We start from the raw sequence: 19,901 nt of genomic DNA, 5'->3' as shown, positions 1-19,901 counted from the left end.
TCTGGAAGGTCGCTGGGGACGTAGGGGTCGTACGGGGCGTCCACGGCACGCGCGCGGGTCATACCGACGCCGCCCCCGGCGCCGTACCCGATGCCGCCGACGCCCCCGACATCGCCAGGGAGTGCAGAAAGGTCATAAGGGTCATCAGGACGTCCCGGCTGGACGCCCGGCGGCGGGCGTCGCAGCGGACGATCGGGATCTCCCGGGCCAGGTCGAGGGCCTGGCGCAGCTCGTCGACGGCGTAGCGGGGCCCCTCCGGGAAGTCGTTGACCGCCACGACGAAGGGCACACCGCGTTCCTCCAGGCGGCCCATGACGTCGAAGCTGACCTCCAGTCGGCGGGTGTCGACCAGGACGACCGCGCCCAGAGCACCTTCGAACAGGCCGTTCCACAAAAACCAGAAGCGCTCCTGGCCGGGGGTGCCGAAGAGATAGAGCACCAGCTCGTCGGTGATGCTGATGCGGCCGAAGTCCATGGCCACGGTGGTGGCCGTCTTGGACTTGGAGCCGAAGTTGTCGTCGACCCCGATACCGGCCTGCGTCATGGTCTCCTCGGTCGTCAGCGGCCTGATCTCGCTGACGGACCCCACCATGGTCGTCTTGCCGACACCGAAACCGCCCACGATCACGATCTTCGCCGCGGCCTGCGCGGTGTGCGGCAGGTGGTCCTCGGTCCGTGGACCCGTGATGGTGTCAGAGCTTTTGAAGTCCATGCATCACCGCTTCGAGGAGGGAACGGTCCGCCCGCGCCTGCCGGACGACCGGTGCGCGTGCCTGTACCAGTTCGGCCGTCAGCAGCTCGGTGAGCAGGACGGTCACCACGCTGATCGGCAGGTTGAGATAGGCCGAGATCTCGGCCACGGACAGGGGTGCCTGGCAGATCCGCAGCAGCGCGGACTGCTCCGGAGCGGCGGACGGCGGCGGATCGGCGCGGGCCACGATCAACGTGACGAGGTCGATCGGGGCTCGCTCGCCGTCCTCGCCGGTGAGGATGTAGAGCCGCTCGGGTTGCCGGCGCTCCCCCGTTCCGCTCGCGGGAACGTCCTCGGCCGGCGGCGGGGGGAGCGGTTCGTGCTGGGGCGGGCGCCGCTGGCGACGCGGAGGCGTCATACGGTGTGCCCGTTCCGCCGGGGCGGACTGGTGAGATGGGAGCCGATGCGGTCGACGAGGTCACGCATGCGGTTGCTCATCAGGCCGGGTTCGGCGATCTCGTTGGCGAGGACCGCGAGATAGGCGTTGGAGCCGGCGGCCATCATGTAGAAGTAGCCGCCGTTGATCTCGATGATGACCATCCGCATGTGGCCGTCGCTCTGCGGGATCTCACCGGCCATGGCACCGGCCAGGCTCTGGAGTCCCGCGCAGGCCGCGGCGACGCGGTCGGCGGCGTCCGGGTCGCCGCCGTGGCGGGCGATCCGCAGGCCGTCGGCGGAGAGCACGACGATCTGCTGGATGCCGGGCACGCCGTCGGCCAGATCCTTCAGCAGCCAGTCGAAATTGGCCCGTTGCTGGATCACTTGAGGTCCCCCTCGTCGTCGGCCTCGGTACGGGCCGGCTCGGTGTTCGCGGTGAGTGCGGTGGACGCCGCCGGGTCGTCCGGGTTCCGAAACGCGTTCGGGTCGGGGTCGCCCTTGAGCCCGGCCATGAACGCCTCGACCCACATGCCGGGCGGGGGCTGCTCCTTCTGCGGCGCGGACTCCTGCCACACGGGGGCGGCGGCCATGGCGGCCTCGGCGGCTGCCTCCGCGGCGGCGGCCTCGGCATAGCGCTGGCTGAGCGGGATCTTGCTCCGGCTGCGGCGCTGCGGCAGGCCGTTGGCCGTCCACTCGGTGACGACGGGGACGTCGTCCTCCCTGTCCTCGCCCATGTCCTCCGCGGAGCTCGGGATCCGAGGCCCGGTGGTCGGACGGCGGCGCTTGGCCTTGCGGTTGGGGCCTTCGACGCCGTCGATGTCCATGGTCGTCACGCCGCCGGCGCCGATGCCGTGGGCGAGGCCGGGGGCGGGCTCCTCGGTGAGCAGGTCGCGCGGTACGACGACGACGGCGCGGACGCCGCCGTAGGCGGAGGACCGCAGCGAGATCTGCATGTTGTACATGGTCGACAGCCGGCCCACGACGGCGAGGCCGAGGCGCGGGGTGTCGCCCATCTCCTGCATGTCGACGCCCTGCTGGGCCTTGGCGAGCATGTCCTCGACCTTGGCGCGGGTCTCCTCGCTGAGGCTGATCCCGCCGTCCTCGATCTCGATGGCGATGCCGGTCTGCACCTCCACCGCGGTGACGTGCACCTTGGTGTGGGGCGGCGAGTAGCGGGTGGCGTTGTCGAGGAGTTCGGCGCAGGCGTGGATGACGGGTTCGACGCCGACACCGTCGACGTTGACCTTGGCGATCGAGTCGAGCTCGATGCGGCGGTACTCCAGGATGCGGGACATGGCGCCGCGCAGCACGCTGTACAGCGGGACGGGCCGGGACCAGACGCGGCCGGGGCGGCCGCCGCCGAGCACGGCGATGGAGTCGGCGAGACGACCGATCAGGGCGGTGCCGTGGTCGATGCGCAGCAGGTCGTCGAAGACCTCGGGGTTGCGCCCGTGGTCCTCCTCCATCTCGCGCAGTTCGTTGTTCTGCTGGTGGACGATGGCCTGGACGCGGCGGGCGATGCTGACGAAGGACCGCTGCGAGGAGTCGCGCAGTGCTTCCTCGCGGTCGACGATGGTCAGGAGGGTGCGCAGCAAGTCTCGCTGCGAGGCGGGAAGTTCGCGCCACTCGGTGTCACCGTCGACGACATGACGAATCACCTCTGAGGGGGATTCTCCGCCGTGCAGCCGATACAGCGCGGCGGGCAGGATCTCCTTGCCCAGCCGGGTGAATTCCCTGTCGTGGACGGCGATGCGCTGTTCGAGCAGGACGGTCCGCCGCTGGTGTTCGGCGCGCAGTTCCCGGACCGTACGACGGCCGCCGCGCACCGCGAGGGCGGCGACCCCGATCAGCAGGAGCGTCGCGACGGCCCCGCACGAGCCGACGGCGAGCCGGACCGGCCCCGTCGCCAGGGAGACGGTGGTTCCGGTCGCCGCGGCCATCAGTATCGCCGGTAGCGGCAGCAAGCGCGCGTAGGGAAGTTCACGGCCGCCGGGAGGCGATTGAACACTCACCATGTATGCCCTCTAAAGACGGTTCGGCTGATGGTCGGGTGACTTGCGGGGAGTTGCCGGAGGTTGCTCGGGTTCATCCGCGAATCAAACTGGATCTTCGGTATTTTTTGGAACAAGCGCCCGAATACATCTCAACTCGGTGCGCTGCGGGCGAGCTTAGTCCGACCGGATCATCGCTGTGTCATATTCAGCAACCGCCTGAAATCACCCCCGCGACAGGAGTACGCTCTGGTCATTTACACGCTGGGGCATCGCTCGCACACAAGGCGTGACGATGCACGGGCGTACGAAAAGAGCCTCTTGACAGGGTGAACCGGTGGCGGAGAGCAGCGCGCCGGGGCGCCCCTCCTCAGACGCCGACGATGCGCAGTGCGGCGTCCGCCGTTGCCTCGGCAAAGGCGGAGACGGGACGGTCGGGATCGGAGCGATGGACGAGGATGACACCCTCGATCAGCCCGAAGACCAGATCCGTACGCAGATCCAGCTCACTCTTGGCGAGCGATCCGCCCGCGGCCGTCGTCGCGATCAACTGCCGGTAGGCGTCCTTCAGTTCGGCACGCACGGCGTGGAATCCGGCGAACCGCTCGGCGCGGACCTCCGGCAGGAGGTACAGACCGCCCAGGTTGTGCGTGCCGCCGCACAGGAGGGCGACGTCGGCGCGGCACAGCTCCCGGAGCCGGTCCTCGGCACGGTCGCCGTCTTGGGCGAGGAGTTGACGGGCGTACGCGAGCGACGGGGTGACGGTGGACTCCAGCAGCTCGGCGAGCAGTTCCTCCTTGCCGGAGACGTAGTGGTACATGGACGCCTGCCGCATCCCGGCCCGCTCGGCGACGGCCCGGGTGGTGGTGGCCGCGTAGCCCCGCGTCGTGAACAACTCGGCGGCGGCCACGAGGAGTTCGTCGCGGGGCGACAGCCCGCTCGCCGGGCGCCCGTCGGCCCGCGGCCTGCCGACCCGCCGCCCACCGGTACCGCCCGCGCTTCCCATGCGTGCGATCCTCGCACACGGCACCCGCGCGATCCCGACGACCGGTCGCACGGTTCCCGGACCCGCCGGCGAGGCAGACCTTCGTGAGGGCTCGGTAACCGCACCGCAACGCACGGGACATGGGCGCGACCCGCCGGGCCCCTAATTTCTGTCGCACGACAGAAATACACGCCGCACCCGGAGGTCCCACGATGGCGACATCGACGACGTACGGAGCACGCGACCACGCCCGCGCGCAGGAGGGCGCCCGGGCCGAGGCGATGCCCGTGGTGCCCGCCGGTCACTGGCCGGCCCCGCCCGTCGAGGCGGAACGGCTGGTGTGGGCGGAGACGGTGGGGGGCGCCAACTACACCCACAGAGTGCTCGCCCGGGGCACCGAGATCCGCCTGACCGACGTGCACGGCGACGCGTGCGCACACCTGCTCCTGCACCATGCCGACCGCCCCTGGGAGCGGCTCAACGTCGCCGACACCGTCAAGGTCCAGTGGAACGCCTACCTGGGCGAGGGCGTCCTGCTCCTGTCCGACCAGGGCCGCGTCCTCGCCTCGGTCGTCGCGGACACCTCGGGCCGCCACGACGCGCTCTGCGGCACCAGCACCCTCGTACGCAACACCGAGCGGTACGGGGACGGCACCCCGCAGTCCTCCTCCCCCGCCGGACGCGAACTGTTCAAGCTGGCCGCCGCCAAGAACGGTCTCGAACCCCGGGACCTGCCGCCCTCGCTCTCCTTCTTCCAGGGCGTGGCGGTACGCGAGGACGGCACCCTCGACTTCACCGGCTCCGCCGGCCCCGGCGCCGCCGTGACCCTGCGCACCGAGCAGGACGTGACCGTGCTGATCGCCAACGTCCCGCACCCGGCCGACCCGCGCCCCGCGTACGTCAGCACCTCGCTGGAGGTGCTCGCCTGGCGCGCCGAGCCCACCCGCCCCGGCGACCCCCTGTGGGACGCCGCCCCCGAGGGCCGCCGCGCCTTCCTGAACACCGCCGAGTTCCTCACCGCGAGGGGAATCGCATGAAGACCGCCGCGTCGCCGCAGACCACGGCCACAGGATCAGCCACTGCCACTGCCACTGCCACGGCACGGACCCCTGCTCCGGTGAAGACCGTCGTCCCGGCGAGGGCCGCCTGGTCCTCCGTCATACGGGCCGGCCAGACCCTCACCCTCACCGATCTGCACGGCAACCAGGCCGTCGACTTCCTCGTCTACGACGCCCACGACACCGCCGTGCGCTACAGCGCGCCCGACACGATCCACGCGCAGGGCGGCATCTTCCTCACCACCGGCAGCGTGCTCATGTCGAACGAGCACACCCCGCTGATGACCGTGACCGCCGACGACGTGGGCCGCCACGACACGGTCGGCGGTGCCTGCTCCAAGGAATCGAACACCCTGCGGTACGGGCACCACACCTGGTCCCAGCACGCCTGCGTCGACAACTTCCTCGCCGAGGGCGCGAAGCACGGCCTCGGCAAGCGCGACCTCGTGTCGAACATCAACTGGTACATGAACGTGCCGGTCGAGAAGGACGGCACCCTCGGCATCGTCGACGGCATCTCCGCCCCCGGTCTGGCCCTGACCCTGCGCGCGGAGTGCGACGTGCTCGTGCTGGTCTCCAACTGCCCCCAGATCAACAACCCCTGCAACGGCTTCGACCCGACGGCGGTACAGATGACGATCACCGAGGCCGGCACATGACCTTCGACACCCTGCTGGTCGCCAACCGGGGCGAGATCGCCGTCCGGATCATCCGCACCGCCCGCGCACTGGGCCTGCGGACGGTCGCCGTGTACTCCGACGCCGACCGCGCCGCCGCCCATGTCCGGCTCGCCGACGAGGCGGTACGGCTCGGCCCGGCGCCCGCGAAGGAGTCGTACCTCGACGCGGACCTGATCCTGAAGGCCGCCAAGGACACGGGCGCGGGCGCCGTCCACCCCGGCTACGGCTTCCTCTCCGAGGACGCGGCCTTCGCCCGCCGCTGCGAGGACGCCGACATCGTGTTCGTCGGCCCGACCCCCGACCAGCTCGAACTGTTCGGCGCGAAACACACGGCGCGCGAGGCCGCCGAGGCGGCGGGCGTCCCGCTCCTGCCCGGCACCGACCTGCTGCCCTCCCTCGCCGAGGCCCTCGACCGGGCCGCGGCCATCGGCTACCCGGTGATGCTCAAGGCCACCGGCGGAGGCGGCGGCATCGGCATGTCGGCCTGCCGGTCCGCCGCCGAACTGGCCGAGGCATGGGAGCGGGTGCAGCGCGTCGCCGCCGCCTCCTTCTCCTCCGCCGGCGTCTACCTCGAACGCCTCGTCGAACGGGCCCGGCACGTCGAGGTACAGGTCTTCGGCGACGGCGACGGCCTCGTCGTCACGTTCGGCGACCGCGACTGCTCCCTCCAGCGCCGCAACCAGAAGGTCGTCGAGGAGGCCCCGGCCCCCGGCCTCCCCGACCATGTGCGCGCCCGACTGGCCGCCGCCGCCCGCGACCTGTGCGCGAGCGTGGAGTACCGCTCCGCCGGAACCGTCGAGTTCGTCTACGACGCCGCCCGCGAGGAGGCGTACTTCCTGGAGGTCAACGCACGCCTCCAGGTCGAACACCCGGTCACCGAGGAGATCTACGGCGTCGACCTCGTCGAGTGGATGCTGCGCCTGGCCCGCGGCGACTCCGCCGTCGTAGGGGCCCCGGGGCAACCCCGCGGGCACGCCGTCGAGGCCCGGATCTACGCCGAGGACCCCTCGCGCGAACACCGGCCGAGCGCGGGCCTGTTGACCCGGGTCGAGTTCCCGCAGGACGTCCGCGTGGACGGCTGGGTCGAGACCGGCACCGAGGTCACGACCGCGTACGACCCGCTGCTCGCCAAGGTCGTCGCGTACGGCTCCGACCGCGCCCAGGCCCTGCGCCGACTGGACGAGGCGCTGGCCGGCACCCGGGTCGACGGCATCGAGACGAACCTGGGCCTGGTCCGGGCCGCCCTCGACGACCCGGACGTCCGGCACGCCACGCACTCCACGGCCACCCTCGCCACCGTGACCGACCCGACCCCCCGCATCGAGGTCGTCTCCGGCGGCACCCTCACCACCGTCCAGGACTGGCCGGGCCGCACCGGCCACTGGCAGGTCGGCGTCCCGCCCTGCGGCCCCATGGACGACCTGTCCTTCCGCCTCGGCAACCGGGCGCTCGGCAACCCCGAGGGCGCCCCCGGCCTCGAATGCACCCTCCAGGGGCCGGCCCTCCGCTTCACCCACCCCACCACGGTCTGTGTGACGGGCGCGCCCGCCGAGGTGACCGTGGCCGGCGCATCGGTCGCCCAGTGGGAGCCGGTGACCGTACCCGCCGGAGCCGTCCTGTCCGTCGGCGCCCCCACGGAACACGGACTGCGCACCTACGTCCTCCTCGCGGGCGGCGGCCTGGACGTGCCGTCCTTCCTGGGCAGCGCGGCCACCTTCACCCTGGGCCGCTTCGGCGGCCACGGCGGCCGGGAACTGCGGACCGGCGACGTACTGCACGGCGGGGACGTCACGAACGAGGGCCGCGCGGTCCCGCCGGACAGCCGCCCGTCCTTCACCACGACCTGGCAGGTCGCCGCCCTCGAAGGCCCGCACGCGGCACCGGAGTTCTTCACCGAGGAGGACATCCACGAGTTCTACGCCGCCGACTGGAAGGTCCACTTCAACTCGGCCCGCACCGGCGTGCGCCTGGTCGGCCCCAAGCCCCGCTGGGCCCGCACCGACGGCGGCGAGGCGGGCCTGCACCCCTCCAACATCCACGACACCCCGTACTCGGTCGGCGCGGTCGACTACACAGGCGACATGCCGGTCCTGCTGGGCCCCGACGGCCCCTCCCTCGGCGGCTTCGTCTGCCCGGCCACCCTCCTGTCCACCGAACGCTGGAAGCTCGGGCAGCTGCGCCCGGGCGACACGGTCCGCTTCCGCCCGGTGGCCGACGACACCTCGCCGCGCCCCGCGATCGTCGACGGCGGCGTCCTGGCCCGCGACGGCGACGTCACGTACCGCCGCAGCGGCGACGACAACCTCCTCGTCGAGTTCGGCCCCATGCAACTCGACCTGGCCCTGCGGATGCGCGTCCACGCCCTGATGGAGGCGGTCGCCGAAGCGGGTCTCGACGGCGTCACCGACCTCACCCCCGGCATCCGCTCGCTCCAGATCCAGACGAACCCGAGGCTCCTGCCCCAGCCCGAACTCCTCACGGCGGTACGCCGGATCGTGGCGTCCCTCCCCCCGACGGACGAACTGGTCGTCCCCTCCCGCACGATCCGCCTCCCCCTCTCCTGGGACGACCCCGCGACCCGCGAGGCCATCGCCCGCTACATGGCGGGCGTCCGCGACGACGCGCCCTGGTGCCCCTGGAACATCGAGTTCATCCGCCGCGTCAACGGCTTGGACTCGCCGGCCGACGTCTATGACACGGTCTTCGCCGCGGAGTACCTGGTCCTGGGCCTGGGCGACGTCTATCTGGGCGCCCCGGTCGCGACCCCGCTGGACCCCCGCCACCGCCTGGTGACGACGAAGTACAACCCGGCCCGCACCTGGACGGCGGAGAACTCGGTCGGCATCGGCGGCGCGTATCTCTGCATCTACGGCATGGAGGGGCCCGGCGGCTACCAGTTCGTCGGCCGCACCACCCAGGTCTGGTCCCCCTGGCAGCAGCGCGGCGCCTTCGAACCCGGCTCCCCGTGGCTCCTGCGCTTCTTCGACCGGATCAAGTGGTACCCCGTCGAGGCCGACGAACTGCTCTCCCTCCGCTCGGACATCATCTCGGGCCGCTTCGTCCCGCGCGTGGAGGACGGCACGTTCTCCCTGGCGCAGTACGAGACGTTCCTGGCGGAACACGCCGAGTCCATCGCCGAGTTCAGGGCCGGACAGCAGGCCGCCTTCGCGGCGGAGCGGGCGGCCTGGGAGGCGGCCGGCGAGTTCACCCGGGCGGAGGCGGCCCCCGCGCCCCCGGCCGCCCCGGCGCAGATCCACGTCCCCGAGGGCGGCCGGCTGATCGAGGCCGAGTTCACCGCCTCCGTCTGGCAGGTGAACGTGCGCCCGGGCGACCGGGTGACCACCGGCCAGCCCCTGCTGACCCTGGAGGCGATGAAGATGGAGTCCCGCGTCCCCGCCCCCACGGACGGCATCATCGACCAGATCCTGACCACCCCGGGCACCCAGGTGAACGCGGGCACCCCCTTGCTCATCCTGACCCCGAGCCCCCTCTAGGGGCGCGAGGAACTGCGCGAGCAACCACGAATCTCCCGCACCCGCCGACGATCCCGCGCCCCCGCCCCCTCAGGCGGAAGGGGGCCGAAGGGGCACAGCCCCTCGGGGAGGGGACGGGCAGGGGCGGCGGGGGCGAGAAGATCACGCGCGCCCCTCCGCCCCGCAGCCGACCACAGCACGCCCAGGAGCACAGATGCCGACCTCCCCCACCCTCACCAGAGTCCGCACGGCCTACGCCCGCATCGAAGCCGTGGACCGCCCCGAGATCTGGATCGACCTCCGCCCCCGCGCGGAGGTCGAGGCCGAGGCCCGCGCCCTCGACGCCCGTCTCGCCACCGGCACCCCCCTCCCCCTCGCCGGCCGCCTCGTCGCCGTCAAGGGCAACATCGACGTCCACGGCCTCCCCACCACCGCCGGCTGCCCGGCGTACGCGTACACCCCCGACGACGACGCCCCCGTCGTCGCCCGCCTGCGCGCGGCCGGCGCCCTCGTCCTCGGCACCACCAACCTCGACCAGTTCGCCACCGGCCTGGTCGGCACCCGCTCCCCGCACGGCGCCGTACGGAACGCCCACGACCCGTCCCGCATCAGCGGCGGCTCCAGCTCCGGCTCGGCCGTGGCGGTGGCGCTGGGCATCGTCGACCTCGCGCTCGGCACCGACACCGCCGGCTCCGGCAGGGTGCCCGCCGCCTTCAACGGCATCGTCGGCCTGAAGCCCACGCGGGGCCTGGTCCCCACCACCGGCGTGGTCCCGGCGTGCGCCTCGATCGACTGCGTCACGGTGTTCGCCCGCACCCTCCCGGAGGCCGAACAGGCCCTCGCCCACATGGCCTCCCCGCCCGACCGCGTCCTCCCGCCGCTCGCCCAGCGCTCCCCGGGCCCCTGGCGCGTCGCCGTACCCCCACGCGAGCAGCTCGGCGAACTGGACGAGGGCTGGGCCGAGGCGTACGAGTCGGCGGTGACCCGCCTGAGGGCCGCGGGCGCGGACGTACGCCCTCTCGACCTCACCCCCTTCACCGAGGCCGCGGCCATGCTCTACCAGGGCGCGTTCGTGGCCGAGCGCTACACGGCGGTCGGCGGCTTCGTCGACAAGGCGCTCGCGGACGGTGTCGACTCCCTCGACCCCACGGTCGCCGGCATCATCACCCGGGCCCGGGACATCCCGGCCCACCAGCTGTACGCCGACCAGGACCGGCTGAGCACCCTACGTGCCCGCGCCCTGGCCGAACTGGGCGACGCGGACGCCCTGTTGCTGCCGACGGCGCCGGGGCACCCGACGCTCGCCGAGGTCGCCGCCGACCCGCTGGGCGCGAACGCCCGCCTCGGCCGTTTCACCAACTCCACGAACCTGTTCGATCTGGCGGCCGTCGCGGTTCCCGCGGGCGAGGTGAACGGCCTCCCGTTCGGCGTCATGCTGATCGGCCCCGCCTTCACGGACGCCCGCCTGGCCCGCGTCGCCGCTCTCCTCCAGCCGGAGGCCCGGCTGGCGGTCGTGGGCGCCCATCTCTCCGGCCAGCCCCTGAACACCCAGCTCCTGTCCCTGGGCGCCCAGTTGGAGCGCACGACCACCACGGCCCCCGTCTACCGCCTGCACGCCCTGCGCACGACCCCGCCGAAGCCCGGCCTGGTCCATGTGGGCGAGGGCGGCGCCGCCGTCGAGACCGAGATCTGGCGCCTCCCGGCAGCGGGCCTGGGCCGGCTGCTGACCTCGCTCCCCCGCCCCATGGCCCTGGGCACCGTCGAACTGTCCGACGGCACCCGGGCCCCGGGCTTCCTCTGCGAGCCGGCGGCCCTGCGGGACGCCGAGGACATCACGGAGTACGGCGGCTGGCGCTCCTATCTGAACCACCGGGCCGACCGGCCTTAGCGGTTCCGTCCCGGTATCTGGCTGCTGGCGGCCTCACCCCACCGAGGAGTAGGCCACCACCCCCCTCAGCAGCCCGTCCACAGCCTTCCGCGCGTTCTTCCCCACGCTCGACCCGGACGGCGCCGCCGCCGAGATCTGCCCCAGCACGTCGATCACCTGCTTGCACCACCGCACGAAGTCACCGGCCGGCATCTCCACCTCCCGCAGCACCTCGTCGAGCCCCGACCCCGAAGCCCACATGTACGCGGCCCAGGCGAAGCCGAGGTCGGGCTCGCGCTGCCCCACCCCTTCGCTCTGCGTGATCCGGAACTCCTCCTCCAGCGCGTCCAGCCGCCCCCAGATCCGCACCATCTCCCCCAGCGCGGCCTTGGCGTTCCCGGACGGCAGCTTCGGCGCCATCGCGTCGTCCGCGGCCCGTGCCTCGTACACCAGGGCGGAGACGCACGCGGCGAGCTCGGCAGGCCCGAGCCCCTCCCAGACGCCCGCCCGCAGACATTCGCTCGCCAGCAGGTCCAGCTCGCCGTAGAGCCGCGCGAGCCGCTTCCCGTGCTCGGTGACCTCGTCGGCCCGCAGGTAGTCCAGCTCGGTCAGCAGGGCGACGATCCGGTCGAAGGTCCGCGCGATGGTGTTCGTCCGGCCCTCGATACGTCGCTCCAGCTGCGCGGTGTCCCGCTTGAGCCGGTAGTAGCGCTCGGCCCAGCGCGCGTGGTCCTCACGGTCGCTGCAGCCGTGGCACGGATGGGCCCGCAGCTCCGCCCGCAGCCGGGTGATCTCACGGTCGTCCGCCGCGGCGGCCCTCCGCTTGCGGTGCCGGTCGGGCACGAGGTGCCCGGCCTTGGTGCGCAGCGCGGACGCCAGGTCCCGCCGCGACTGCGGTGAACGCGGGTTGAAGGACTTCGGGATACGCATCCGCTCCAGCGCCTCCACCGGCACCGGGAAGTCCATCGAGGCCAGCCGCTTGACCTGCCGCTCGGCGGTCAGCACCAGCGGGCGCGGACCGTCGTGCTGCTCGAACCCGCGGTGGCCGTTGGACCGCCCGGCGGGCAGCCCGGGATCCAGCACCAGCGCCAGACCCGCGTACTTACCGGTCGGCACATGGATGACATCGCCCGGCTTCAGCTTCTCCAGCGCGACCGCCGCCTCCGCCCGCCGCTGGGCCACGCCCTGCTTCGCCAGATCGGTCTCGCGGTCCTTCAGCTCCCGCCGCAGGCGCGCGTACTCCTCGAAGTCCCCGAGGTGGCAGGTCATGGACTCCTGGTAGCCCTCCAGACCCTCCTCGTTGCGCTGGACCTGCCGGGAGATCCCGACGACCGACTTGTCGGCCTGGAACTGCGCGAACGAGGTCTCCAGCAGCTCGCGCGAGCGGTGCCGCCCGAACTGCTCGACCAGGTTGACCGCCATGTTGTACGACGGCTTGAAGCTGGAGCGCAGCGGATACGTACGGGTGCCCGCGAGCCCGGCCAGATGGTCGGGGTTCATCCCGCGCTGCCACAGCACCACCGCGTGGCCCTCGACGTCGATGCCCCGCCGACCCGCGCGCCCCGTCAGCTGTGTGTACTCGCCGGGGGTGATGTCGGCGTGCTGCTCGCCGTTCCACTTGACGAGCTTCTCCAACACCACCGAGCGGGCGGGCATGTTGATGCCGAGCGCGAGGGTCTCGGTGGCGAACACGGCCTTGACGAGGCCGCGTACGAAGAGTTCCTCGACGACCTCCTTGAACGTCGGCAGCATGCCCGCGTGGTGGGCCGCGATCCCGCGCTCCAGGCCCTCCAGCCACTCGTAGTAGCCGAGGACGTGGAGGTCCTCGTTCGGGATGGAGGCGGTGCGCTCCTCGACCAGGGCGCGCACCTTGAGCCGGGACTCGTCGTCGTTCAGCCGGAGGCCCGCGTACAGGCACTGCTGGACGGCGGCCTCGCAGGCGGCGCGGCTGAAGATGAAGGTGATGGCGGGCAACAGGCCTTCGGAGTCGAGCCGTTCGATGACTTCGGGGCGGCTCGGGATCCAGATCCTCGACCGCTGTCTGCGCTCGCGCTCACGGTCCGCCTCGCGCATGGACCGGCCGCGTCGGCGGTCCTGGTAGGAGGGCCGGCTGGCCTCCATCCGCGCCATCCGGGTCAAGTCCGGGTTGACGGCCTTCTTGTTGCCCTCGCCCTCCTCGAACAGGTCGTACATCCGCCGTCCGGCGAGCACGTGCTGGAACAGCGGCACGGGCCGGTGCTCGGAGACGATCACGTCGGTGTCGCCGCGCACGGTGTCCAGCCAGTCGCCGAACTCCTCCGCGTTGGACACGGTGGCCGAGAGGGAGACGAGGGTGACCGACTCGGGCAGGTGGATGATCACCTCTTCCCAGACGGCGCCCCGGAAACGGTCGGAGAGGTAGTGCACCTCGTCCATGACCACGTATCCGAGGCCCAGGAGTGTCCGGGAGCCCGCGTACAGCATGTTCCGCAGCACCTCGGTGGTCATCACGACCACCGGGGCATCGGAGTTGACGCTGTTGTCGCCGGTGAGCAGGCCGACCTTGTCGGCGCCGTAGCGGCGGCACAGGTCGGAGTACTTCTGGTTCGACAGGGCCTTGATGGGTGTCGTGTAGAAGCACTTCTTGCCCTGCTCCAGGGCGAGGTGGACGGCGAACTCGCCGACGATCGTCTTGCCCGAACCGGTGGGGGCGGCCACCAGGACGCCCTTGCCCGACTCCAGCGACTGGCAGGCCTCGATCTGGAAGGGGTCGAGACCGAAGTCGTACATCGCGCGGAAACCGGCGAGCGCGGTGGCCTGCTCGACAGCGCGCCTACGTGCTGCCGCGTAACGCTCGGCCGGGGAGAGGTCCTCTGTCATCGTGCTTTCGAGCGTACCGGGCCCCACTGACAACAGGACGATCATTATCCGGATCGGATCCTGTTAATCCTGGGATAAGCGCAGCTCACACCCCTGCCTCGGCGCCCCCCTCGGACCCACGGCGCAGGAGCGGCGGCGGCGCGGGCCGGGCGGCCACGGCGTCGGGGCTCCGGGCTCCGGGCCCAAGCTTCCGTGGCCGTCGGCCCCGGCGCGGCCCCTCCCTCGCACCCAGCGCGGGTAAGCGCTTTCTCAATTGCCTTGACAAGGCCCCGTCACGGCAACAACGATCACCGAAGTCCGCGACGGCCGATGACCATCCGGCCGTATGTCGCCTATTCCACGGGGAGTTCACATGAAACGACGCAGCACACGCGCCATGACCACCGGTGCCGCCCTGGGACTTGCCATGGTCGGCCTCGTCGCCGTCCCGTCCCCGGCCACTGCCGCCGCGGCCAGCAAGTGCACGGGCGAGCAGCACAAGACGTACGACACGATCGGCGCCGACCTCGACGTGTACGTCAACCTGTGCGTGTCGAGGACGTCGGGCAACGATTACCAGGCCACCGTGAAGTTCCGGTGGTCGGACGGTGGCGGGGGCCTCAGCACCGGCATGGACAAGCTCAAGGTCAATCTGCGCCTGGAGCGCAACGACGTCACCCAGCGCAGCGGTAGCGCCGACTGGGCCGAGGCGACCAACTTCGCCCAGTCGGGCAACCGCGGTTTCTCGACCACGACCTTCCACAGCACCACGACGGGTGGTTGGACCGCCGACGGCGACATCAACTGGGACATCAACAACGACGGAACGGGTGGCGGCACGACCCCCCTGCAGGGCTCACCGGAGATCTAGCGGAACCCCGGCGTTCACCGCCGAACAGTGACTGGGGGCCTACCGGTTCGTACCGGTAGGCCCCCAGTCGCGTTCGAGGTGGGCGGGAGACCGATCAGGTCTCCTCACTCGGAGAGCACCCGTCCGCCCACGGAACCCCGGCCCGTTCTAGGTGACGTCGTCGTACCCGTTGATCCGCTCCCGCTCCCGCTCCCGCTCCCGCTCGGGCTCGGCCTGCGAGGGCAGCGCCCGGCTCGCCGAGACGGACTCGATCTCGCCGATGCCCTCGGGGGTGAGATCCAGCTCGGAGGCCTCGTCGTCGTCGGGCTTCAACGCCTCGACGCGGGCCCGGCGCCTGTCGTTGGCCAGCGCGATGGCACAGGCGCAGAAGTACAGGACCCAGATGGGGCCGGCCAGCGCCATCATCGAGATGGGGTCGGTGCTCGGGGTGGCGACCGCCGCGAAGAGCGTGATGCTGATGATCATGCCCCGCCACCAGCCGAACATCTTCTTGCCGGAGAGCACCCCGCCGAAGTTCAGCATCACGAGCAGCAGCGGCAACTCGAAGGAGAGGCCGAAGACGACGATCATCCGCATGATCAGGTTCAGCAGATCATCGAGCGGCAGCTGGTTGTCGCTTCCGATGATCGAGAACTGCAGCATGACCGAGGCCATCTTGGGCAACGACCAGTAGGCGAAGTACGAGCCCATGAGGAACAGCGGGAAGCCCGCCGCCACGAAGCCGAGGCTGTACTTCTTCTCGTTGCGGTGCAGACCCGGGGCGATGAACGCCCAGAGCTGGTACAGCCAGACCGGGGCGGCGAGTACCACGCCCGATGACAGCGAGACCGTGAGAGCGAGCGTGAACGGGCTCAGCAGACCGTTCTGCACGATGCGCGCGCACTTGACCGAGCCGGTGTCCTTCGCCAACTCGGCGAAGCTGTGTTGGCATCCCACCGCCTGGAGAATGGGATCCGTGAAGAACTGGATGATGTCCTTGTAGAACATCACCGCGAGGATCGTCGTGACGACGATGGCCAGCAGGCTCTTGACAAGGCGATTTCGCAGCTCGCGCAGGTGCTCCGCGAGGGGCATCCGCCCCTCGGGATCCTTGTCCTTCTCCGTCTTGCGGGCAGACTTGAGCAACCCACGTCCTCATCTCGTGCGGCAGGCCGGAAACCCTGTCCGGCCTTGCGTCAGCGCTTGGTCGTGTCCGTCGGCTCGGCGACCGGGCGAGCGGTGGTCACATCGCCGGGAGAAGCCTGGATGGTGCGCTGCGCCGGGGTCTCGCCGCCGGCGTGCGGGGGCGCGGCCGCCGAGGTGTTGTCGTCCTGGCCGTCGGACTTCATGGCCTTGGCCTCGCTCTTGAGGATGCGGGCGGACTTGCCGAGCGAACGGGCCATGTCCGGCAGCTTCTTCGCCCCGAACAGCAGGACGATGACGACAAGGATCAGAATGATCTCGGTGGGGCCGAGGTTACCCATAGCTGTCTTCCTTCTTCACCGAGGCGGCGGGTGGGGGCTGTCCGACCGGTCGGACAGGTGTCCGAACGATCGTGCTGGCAGCGATCGTAACGCTCAGGGGTAAACGTCAGGCAATCCCCGTGCGTACTCCCGATTCGCGACCCGGGCCTCGTTTCTCCGTGCCGCGACACGCAGCGTACCTGCACAAGGTGAGAAGGTGACAGGGCGAAGTGGCGCAAAACGCACTCACCGGGCAAGACACAGGAGCCTCGACCGGAACTCACAGAGCGTCCGCGGAACGGGCCGCGCTCGCCGTCGCCCGCTCCAGATCCGCCGCCGCCCGGCTGATCCTCCGCGCCGACTCCGTCACCTGCGTACCCAGCCGCTGAGCCTCCAGAAAGACCCGCACAGCGAGTACCCCGAGCACGACCAGCCCCACGAAACCCACAGCCACCGCGAACATCGCCCAGAACATGGCGACGACCCTAGGGCCTGCTCGGCGGATCGGGCCAGCGGCACGGGCTCCGGCACACGCACCCGCCTCGCGGCTGCCCGCACCGGATCCCGCTCACGGGCGCGTACGCGGCGTCGCCGTCCGCGGCCGGCCCGGTCCGTCGAGCCGGGACCTAGCCCGGCGAATGCAGCCGCAGGGTCCGCACCCCGCCCCCGGTCAGCAGCTCGACGATCCGCTCGCCGGCCGGCTTGCGGACGGCGATGCCGCACTCGGGGCAGGTGAAGGAGTAGAACGTGGTCCTGCTGGTGGCACCGATGGCCAGACGCAGCGCGCTCGCGCCCAGTTCGACATGGGCCCGGCAGTCGGGGCAGCCGGCTCTGAACACCACGTCCACGGCCTTCTTCATGCCCGCGAAGGCGACCGCGACGCTCATCTCCCGGAGCTCCTGGATCTCCTGCACGCCGGACTGCACCCCGGCCCTCACACTTGCCTTCACACCCGACACAACCGAACCGCCGCTCACAGCCCCTCGCATCTCCTTGTTCCGGTCGTACGCCGTCGTCACGGTCCCGCGGTCAGGGACTCGTCGTCGTCACGGCCCGCGGTCACGGACCCGCCGTCACAGACTCGTCGGCACAGCCTCGCCGTAGGCCTCCAGCGCCTCACGGGCCGCCCTGCGGGCACTGTCCGCGAGATCCTGCGGGGAGACGATCCGGCCGTCGCGCCCGAGTCGCAGCGCCAGGCGCCGCAGCGATGCCGGGTCGGGTGTGCGCAGGCTGATGCGCAGTCCGCCCTCCGGCAGCTCCTCGGCACTGTCGTGCGGGTAGTACTCGGCGACCCAGCGCCCCCCGGGCCCCACCTCGACGACGACCTCGGGATCCTCGGCGGCCGGCTGCACCAGGGCCTCCGACAGGTCCCGCAGCTCGATCTCGGGCGGCGCGGACGGCTCGTCGAGGATCTTGATCTCGGCGACCCGGTCCAGCCGGAACGTGCGCCGCGCCTCGGAGCGGCGGCACCAGGCCTCGACATAGGTGTGCCCGACACTGACCAGGCGGATCGGGTCGATCTCGCGTTCGCTGAGCTCGTCCCGGGCGGGCGAGTAGTAGCGGATCCACAGCCGTCGGCGCTCCGAGATGGCCCGGTCCACGTCGGCGAAGACCCCGCCCTCGGCCTCGAAGGTGACCGAAAGACGCGAGCTGGCGCCCGCCGCCTCACCGGCCGCCCCCTCGACCTTGGCGGTGGCCCGCACCAGCGCCTGCCGGTCGCTCTCACGCAGTCCCGGCAGCGTGGCCACCGCACGGGCGGCCACCAGCAGGGCGGTCGCCTCGTCGGCCGCCAGCCTCAGCGGCTCGGCCGCATCCGCGCCGAGCGCGGCCGGATTGTGCCACCAGATGCGCTCGCCGTCGGTGTCGATGTCCAGCAGATCACCGCCGCGGAAGCTGGTCCCGCACATGGGCAGCACGTCGAGGTCCGAGACCAGCTCGTCCTCGGTGATCCCGAAGGCACGGGCGACGTCCTCGATCCGGGCGCCGGGCCGCTCCCGCAGATACGTGACCAGGGAGAGCATCCGCCGGGTCTGGTCGATGGCGTTCGTCGGCCGTGCCGGTTTTCCCACCACGTTCTTACGTCCCCCTCAACCCTTGGCCACGGCACGCAGCCGGTCCACCACGCCGGCCCGCAGCTCCGCGGGCTCCAGGACCACCACGTCGGGCCCGAACTCCACCAGCCAGGCATCCAGCCCGTGCCCGTACGGAATCTCCAACTCGTCCCAGCCGTCCCCGAGTTCCCGTACGGCCGAGGCCTTCGCCCGCAGCGGGTAACCGGCGCCGGAGCGCAGCCGGATCAGCGCGGACCGGTCCGCGGTCTCCCCCGCCCAGCTCGCGACCGTCTCCCGCACCGTGACGACGTCCGGCACCTCGGCGGTGAAGGCGCTCCCCCGGCTGCGGACCCTGCCGGTGATCCGGGAGAGCCTGAAGACCCGCTCGGCGCCCCGGTCACGGTCGTACCCGGCGAGATACCAGTGACCGCGCCAGCACTCCAGGGCCCAGGGCTCGACATGCCGGGGCTCGGGACGCGCGGCGGTGGCCTTGCGGTACTCGAACAGGACCGGGCGGCGGTCACGGCAGGCCAGCATCAGCGGTTCGAAGGCCGCCTCGTGCACCGGGATGCGCGGTTCCAGGGCGCCGTGGGCCTCGTACGGATCGACGTCCTCGGGCAGCCCGGCCGCGCGCAGTTTCTGCAGGGCGCCGCTCGCCGCTCCGGCGAAACGGGCCTGCTGCCAGACCTTCGCCGCGAGCCCGAGGGCCGCGGCCTCCTCGGCGTCCAGGGTGATGGGCGGAAGGCTGTTGCTGTCACGGCGGGCCAGATAGCCGACCTCGCCGTCGAGGTTCTCCACCGTCTCGATGACCAGGCCGAGTTCGCGCAGATCGTCCTTGTCGCGCTCGAACATGCGGTTGAAGGAGTCGTCGGTTCCCGCTTCGAGATAGGCCTCGATCGACTCCCGCAGCTCGCGCTTGCTGAGCGGCCGGCGCGTCCCCAGCAGACACAGCGCCAGGTTCATCAACCGCTCGGCCTTGGCAATGGCCATCGACGCCCTTCCCTCGGGTGTTTCCGCGGCACGAACCTACCGCTACGAAGCGTCGCGGCAAAAGCCGAGGGCCCATGCCCGAACAGGCATGGACCCCAGACAGTCGAGACCGGTCACGACACGGTCGGCCCTGACACGGCTTCCGACAGATCAGACCCCGAGCAGATCGACCACGAAGATCAGCGTCTCACCGGGCTTGATCGCCGGCGTCGGGCTCTGGTTGCCGTAGGCGAGGTGCGCGGGGATGGTCAGCTGACGGCGGCCACCGACCTTCATGCCCTGCACGCCCTGGTCCCAGCCCTTGATGACACGACCGCCACCGAGCGGGAAGCGGAACGGAGCACCACGGTTCCAGCTGGCGTCGAACTCCTCACCGGTGGAGTAGGACACACCCACGTAGTGCACGGTGACGGTCTGACCCGCCTGGGCCACCTCGCCGTCGCCCTCCCAGATGTCCTTGATCTCCAGGTCGGCCGGCGGCGCGCCCTCGGGGAAGTCGATCTCGGGCTTGTCAATGCTCACGTCT

18 protein-coding genes are annotated in these 19,901 nt (G+C 71.3%); 5 read left to right on the top strand and 13 right to left on the bottom strand.

Annotated elements, in window-relative coordinates; translation table 11 throughout:
- Positions 1–58: 58 nt before the first annotated feature.
- From STRBO_RS0115505 to STRBO_RS0115485, 5 genes are all read right to left on the bottom strand, one after another.
- Complete coding sequence (locus tag STRBO_RS0115505) at positions 59–712, bottom strand: GTP-binding protein (RefSeq protein WP_005485264.1); 654 nt, start codon at positions 710–712, stop codon at positions 59–61.
- Positions 693–1,109 (bottom strand): DUF742 domain-containing protein, encoded by a 417-nt coding sequence (locus STRBO_RS0115500; RefSeq protein WP_005485263.1) that lies wholly within the window; start codon positions 1,107–1,109, stop codon positions 693–695. Before STRBO_RS0115500 ends, STRBO_RS0115505 begins: the two co-directional genes overlap by 20 nt.
- The gene (locus tag STRBO_RS0115495) at positions 1,106–1,513 is read right to left on the bottom strand and encodes a roadblock/LC7 domain-containing protein (RefSeq protein ID WP_005485262.1); all 408 of its coding nucleotides are present in this window, start codon (positions 1,511–1,513) and stop codon (positions 1,106–1,108) included. The genes STRBO_RS0115500 and STRBO_RS0115495 overlap by 4 nt, the downstream gene beginning before the upstream one ends.
- Positions 1,510–3,144, bottom strand: coding sequence for a sensor histidine kinase (locus tag STRBO_RS0115490; protein WP_005485260.1), 1,635 nt, complete (start codon positions 3,142–3,144; stop codon positions 1,510–1,512). Before STRBO_RS0115490 ends, STRBO_RS0115495 begins: the two co-directional genes overlap by 4 nt.
- A 346-nt stretch (positions 3,145–3,490) precedes the next feature.
- Positions 3,491–4,126 carry a TetR/AcrR family transcriptional regulator gene (locus tag STRBO_RS0115485; protein WP_020114420.1) on the bottom strand — a complete coding sequence of 212 codons (636 nt, stop codon included), beginning with the start codon at positions 4,124–4,126 and terminating at the stop codon, positions 3,491–3,493.
- A gap of 191 nt (positions 4,127–4,317) precedes the next feature.
- On the opposite strand from STRBO_RS0115485, the gene STRBO_RS0115480 reads away from it, so the two are divergent.
- The 4 genes from STRBO_RS0115480 (at position 4,318) to atzF (ending at position 11,204) form a co-directional block, all read left to right on the top strand.
- Complete coding sequence (locus STRBO_RS0115480) at positions 4,318–5,142, top strand: urea amidolyase associated protein UAAP1 (RefSeq protein WP_005485257.1); 825 nt, start codon at positions 4,318–4,320, stop codon at positions 5,140–5,142.
- A gap of 80 nt (positions 5,143–5,222) precedes the next feature.
- Entirely contained in the window at positions 5,223–5,822 is a 600-nt protein-coding gene (locus STRBO_RS0115475; RefSeq protein WP_020114419.1) for an urea amidolyase associated protein UAAP2, read from the top strand.
- Positions 5,819–9,337: a 5-oxoprolinase/urea amidolyase family protein gene (locus STRBO_RS0115470; RefSeq protein WP_005485255.1), complete on the top strand. Its 3,519-nt coding sequence runs from the start codon at positions 5,819–5,821 to the stop codon at positions 9,335–9,337. The genes STRBO_RS0115475 and STRBO_RS0115470 overlap by 4 nt, the downstream gene beginning before the upstream one ends.
- A gap of 193 nt (positions 9,338–9,530) precedes the next feature.
- Positions 9,531–11,204 carry an allophanate hydrolase gene (atzF, locus tag STRBO_RS0115465; RefSeq protein WP_005485254.1) on the top strand — a complete coding sequence of 558 codons (1,674 nt, stop codon included), beginning with the start codon at positions 9,531–9,533 and terminating at the stop codon, positions 11,202–11,204.
- Positions 11,205–11,237: 33 nt separating this feature from the next.
- On the opposite strand, the gene STRBO_RS0115460 is transcribed toward atzF, so the two are convergent.
- Complete coding sequence (locus tag STRBO_RS0115460) at positions 11,238–14,087, bottom strand: DEAD/DEAH box helicase (protein WP_005485252.1); 2,850 nt, start codon at positions 14,085–14,087, stop codon at positions 11,238–11,240.
- 307 nt (positions 14,088–14,394) lie between these two features.
- Between STRBO_RS0115460 and STRBO_RS0115455 the strand changes: the two genes are divergently transcribed.
- The gene (locus tag STRBO_RS0115455; protein WP_237547658.1) at positions 14,395–14,892 is read left to right on the top strand and encodes a hypothetical protein; all 498 of its coding nucleotides are present in this window, start codon (positions 14,395–14,397) and stop codon (positions 14,890–14,892) included.
- A 147-nt stretch (positions 14,893–15,039) separates the two neighbouring features.
- On the opposite strand, the gene tatC is transcribed toward STRBO_RS0115455, so the two are convergent.
- The 7 genes from tatC to STRBO_RS0115420 all read right to left on the bottom strand — a co-directional run bounded on the left by tatC (position 15,040) and on the right by STRBO_RS0115420 (position 19,897).
- Positions 15,040–16,017 carry a twin-arginine translocase subunit TatC gene (gene tatC / locus STRBO_RS0115450; RefSeq protein WP_005485247.1) on the bottom strand — a complete coding sequence of 326 codons (978 nt, stop codon included), beginning with the start codon at positions 16,015–16,017 and terminating at the stop codon, positions 15,040–15,042.
- A 50-nt stretch (positions 16,018–16,067) separates the two neighbouring features.
- Positions 16,068–16,355, bottom strand: a complete 288-nt coding sequence (tatA, locus tag STRBO_RS0115445; RefSeq protein ID WP_005485245.1) for a Sec-independent protein translocase subunit TatA — start codon at positions 16,353–16,355, stop codon at positions 16,068–16,070.
- Between the two features lie 259 nt (positions 16,356–16,614).
- The gene (locus STRBO_RS0115440) at positions 16,615–16,809 is read right to left on the bottom strand and encodes a hypothetical protein (protein ID WP_005485244.1); all 195 of its coding nucleotides are present in this window, start codon (positions 16,807–16,809) and stop codon (positions 16,615–16,617) included.
- A 151-nt stretch (positions 16,810–16,960) separates the two neighbouring features.
- Positions 16,961–17,221: a hypothetical protein gene (locus tag STRBO_RS0115435; protein ID WP_037627854.1), complete on the bottom strand. Its 261-nt coding sequence runs from the start codon at positions 17,219–17,221 to the stop codon at positions 16,961–16,963.
- Positions 17,222–17,407: 186 nt separating this feature from the next.
- Positions 17,408–18,406: a helix-turn-helix transcriptional regulator gene (locus STRBO_RS0115430; protein ID WP_086016367.1), complete on the bottom strand. Its 999-nt coding sequence runs from the start codon at positions 18,404–18,406 to the stop codon at positions 17,408–17,410.
- Positions 18,407–18,421: 15 nt separating this feature from the next.
- Positions 18,422–19,375, bottom strand: coding sequence for a helix-turn-helix transcriptional regulator (locus STRBO_RS0115425; protein ID WP_005485239.1), 954 nt, complete (start codon positions 19,373–19,375; stop codon positions 18,422–18,424).
- A gap of 150 nt (positions 19,376–19,525) precedes the next feature.
- Positions 19,526–19,897 carry an FKBP-type peptidyl-prolyl cis-trans isomerase gene (locus STRBO_RS0115420; protein WP_005485237.1) on the bottom strand — a complete coding sequence of 124 codons (372 nt, stop codon included), beginning with the start codon at positions 19,895–19,897 and terminating at the stop codon, positions 19,526–19,528.
- Positions 19,898–19,901: the final 4 nt, after the last annotated feature.

It is taken from the genome of Streptomyces bottropensis ATCC 25435, assembly GCF_000383595.1.
In the GTDB taxonomy this organism is placed as follows: domain Bacteria; phylum Actinomycetota; class Actinomycetes; order Streptomycetales; family Streptomycetaceae; genus Streptomyces; species Streptomyces bottropensis.
This window is presented reverse-complemented; position numbering and strand designations above follow the sequence as displayed.

Excerpts from the sequence above, each read along its gene's own strand:
- STRBO_RS0115460 (WP_005485252.1), bottom strand. The coding sequence starts at position 14,087 with ATGATCGTCCTGTTGTCAGTGGGGCCCGGTACGCTCGAAAGCACGATG.
- STRBO_RS0115425 (WP_005485239.1), bottom strand. The coding sequence starts at position 19,375 with ATGGCCATTGCCAAGGCCGAGCGGTTGATGAACCTGGCGCTGTGTCTG.
- STRBO_RS0115500 (WP_005485263.1), bottom strand. The coding sequence starts at position 1,109 with ATGACGCCTCCGCGTCGCCAGCGGCGCCCGCCCCAGCACGAACCGCTC.
- STRBO_RS0115505 (WP_005485264.1), bottom strand. The coding sequence starts at position 712 with ATGGACTTCAAAAGCTCTGACACCATCACGGGTCCACGGACCGAGGAC.
- STRBO_RS0115455 (WP_237547658.1), top strand. The coding sequence starts at position 14,395 with ATGAAACGACGCAGCACACGCGCCATGACCACCGGTGCCGCCCTGGGA.
- STRBO_RS0115435 (WP_037627854.1), bottom strand. The coding sequence starts at position 17,221 with ATGAGCGTCGCGGTCGCCTTCGCGGGCATGAAGAAGGCCGTGGACGTG.
- STRBO_RS0115490 (WP_005485260.1), bottom strand. The coding sequence starts at position 3,144 with ATGGTGAGTGTTCAATCGCCTCCCGGCGGCCGTGAACTTCCCTACGCG.
- STRBO_RS0115485 (WP_020114420.1), bottom strand. The coding sequence starts at position 4,126 with ATGGGAAGCGCGGGCGGTACCGGTGGGCGGCGGGTCGGCAGGCCGCGG.
- atzF (WP_005485254.1), top strand. The coding sequence starts at position 9,531 with ATGCCGACCTCCCCCACCCTCACCAGAGTCCGCACGGCCTACGCCCGC.
- STRBO_RS0115480 (WP_005485257.1), top strand. The coding sequence starts at position 4,318 with ATGGCGACATCGACGACGTACGGAGCACGCGACCACGCCCGCGCGCAG.
- tatA (WP_005485245.1), bottom strand. The coding sequence starts at position 16,355 with ATGGGTAACCTCGGCCCCACCGAGATCATTCTGATCCTTGTCGTCATC.
- STRBO_RS0115470 (WP_005485255.1), top strand. The coding sequence starts at position 5,819 with ATGACCTTCGACACCCTGCTGGTCGCCAACCGGGGCGAGATCGCCGTC.
- STRBO_RS0115440 (WP_005485244.1), bottom strand. The coding sequence starts at position 16,809 with ATGTTCTGGGCGATGTTCGCGGTGGCTGTGGGTTTCGTGGGGCTGGTC.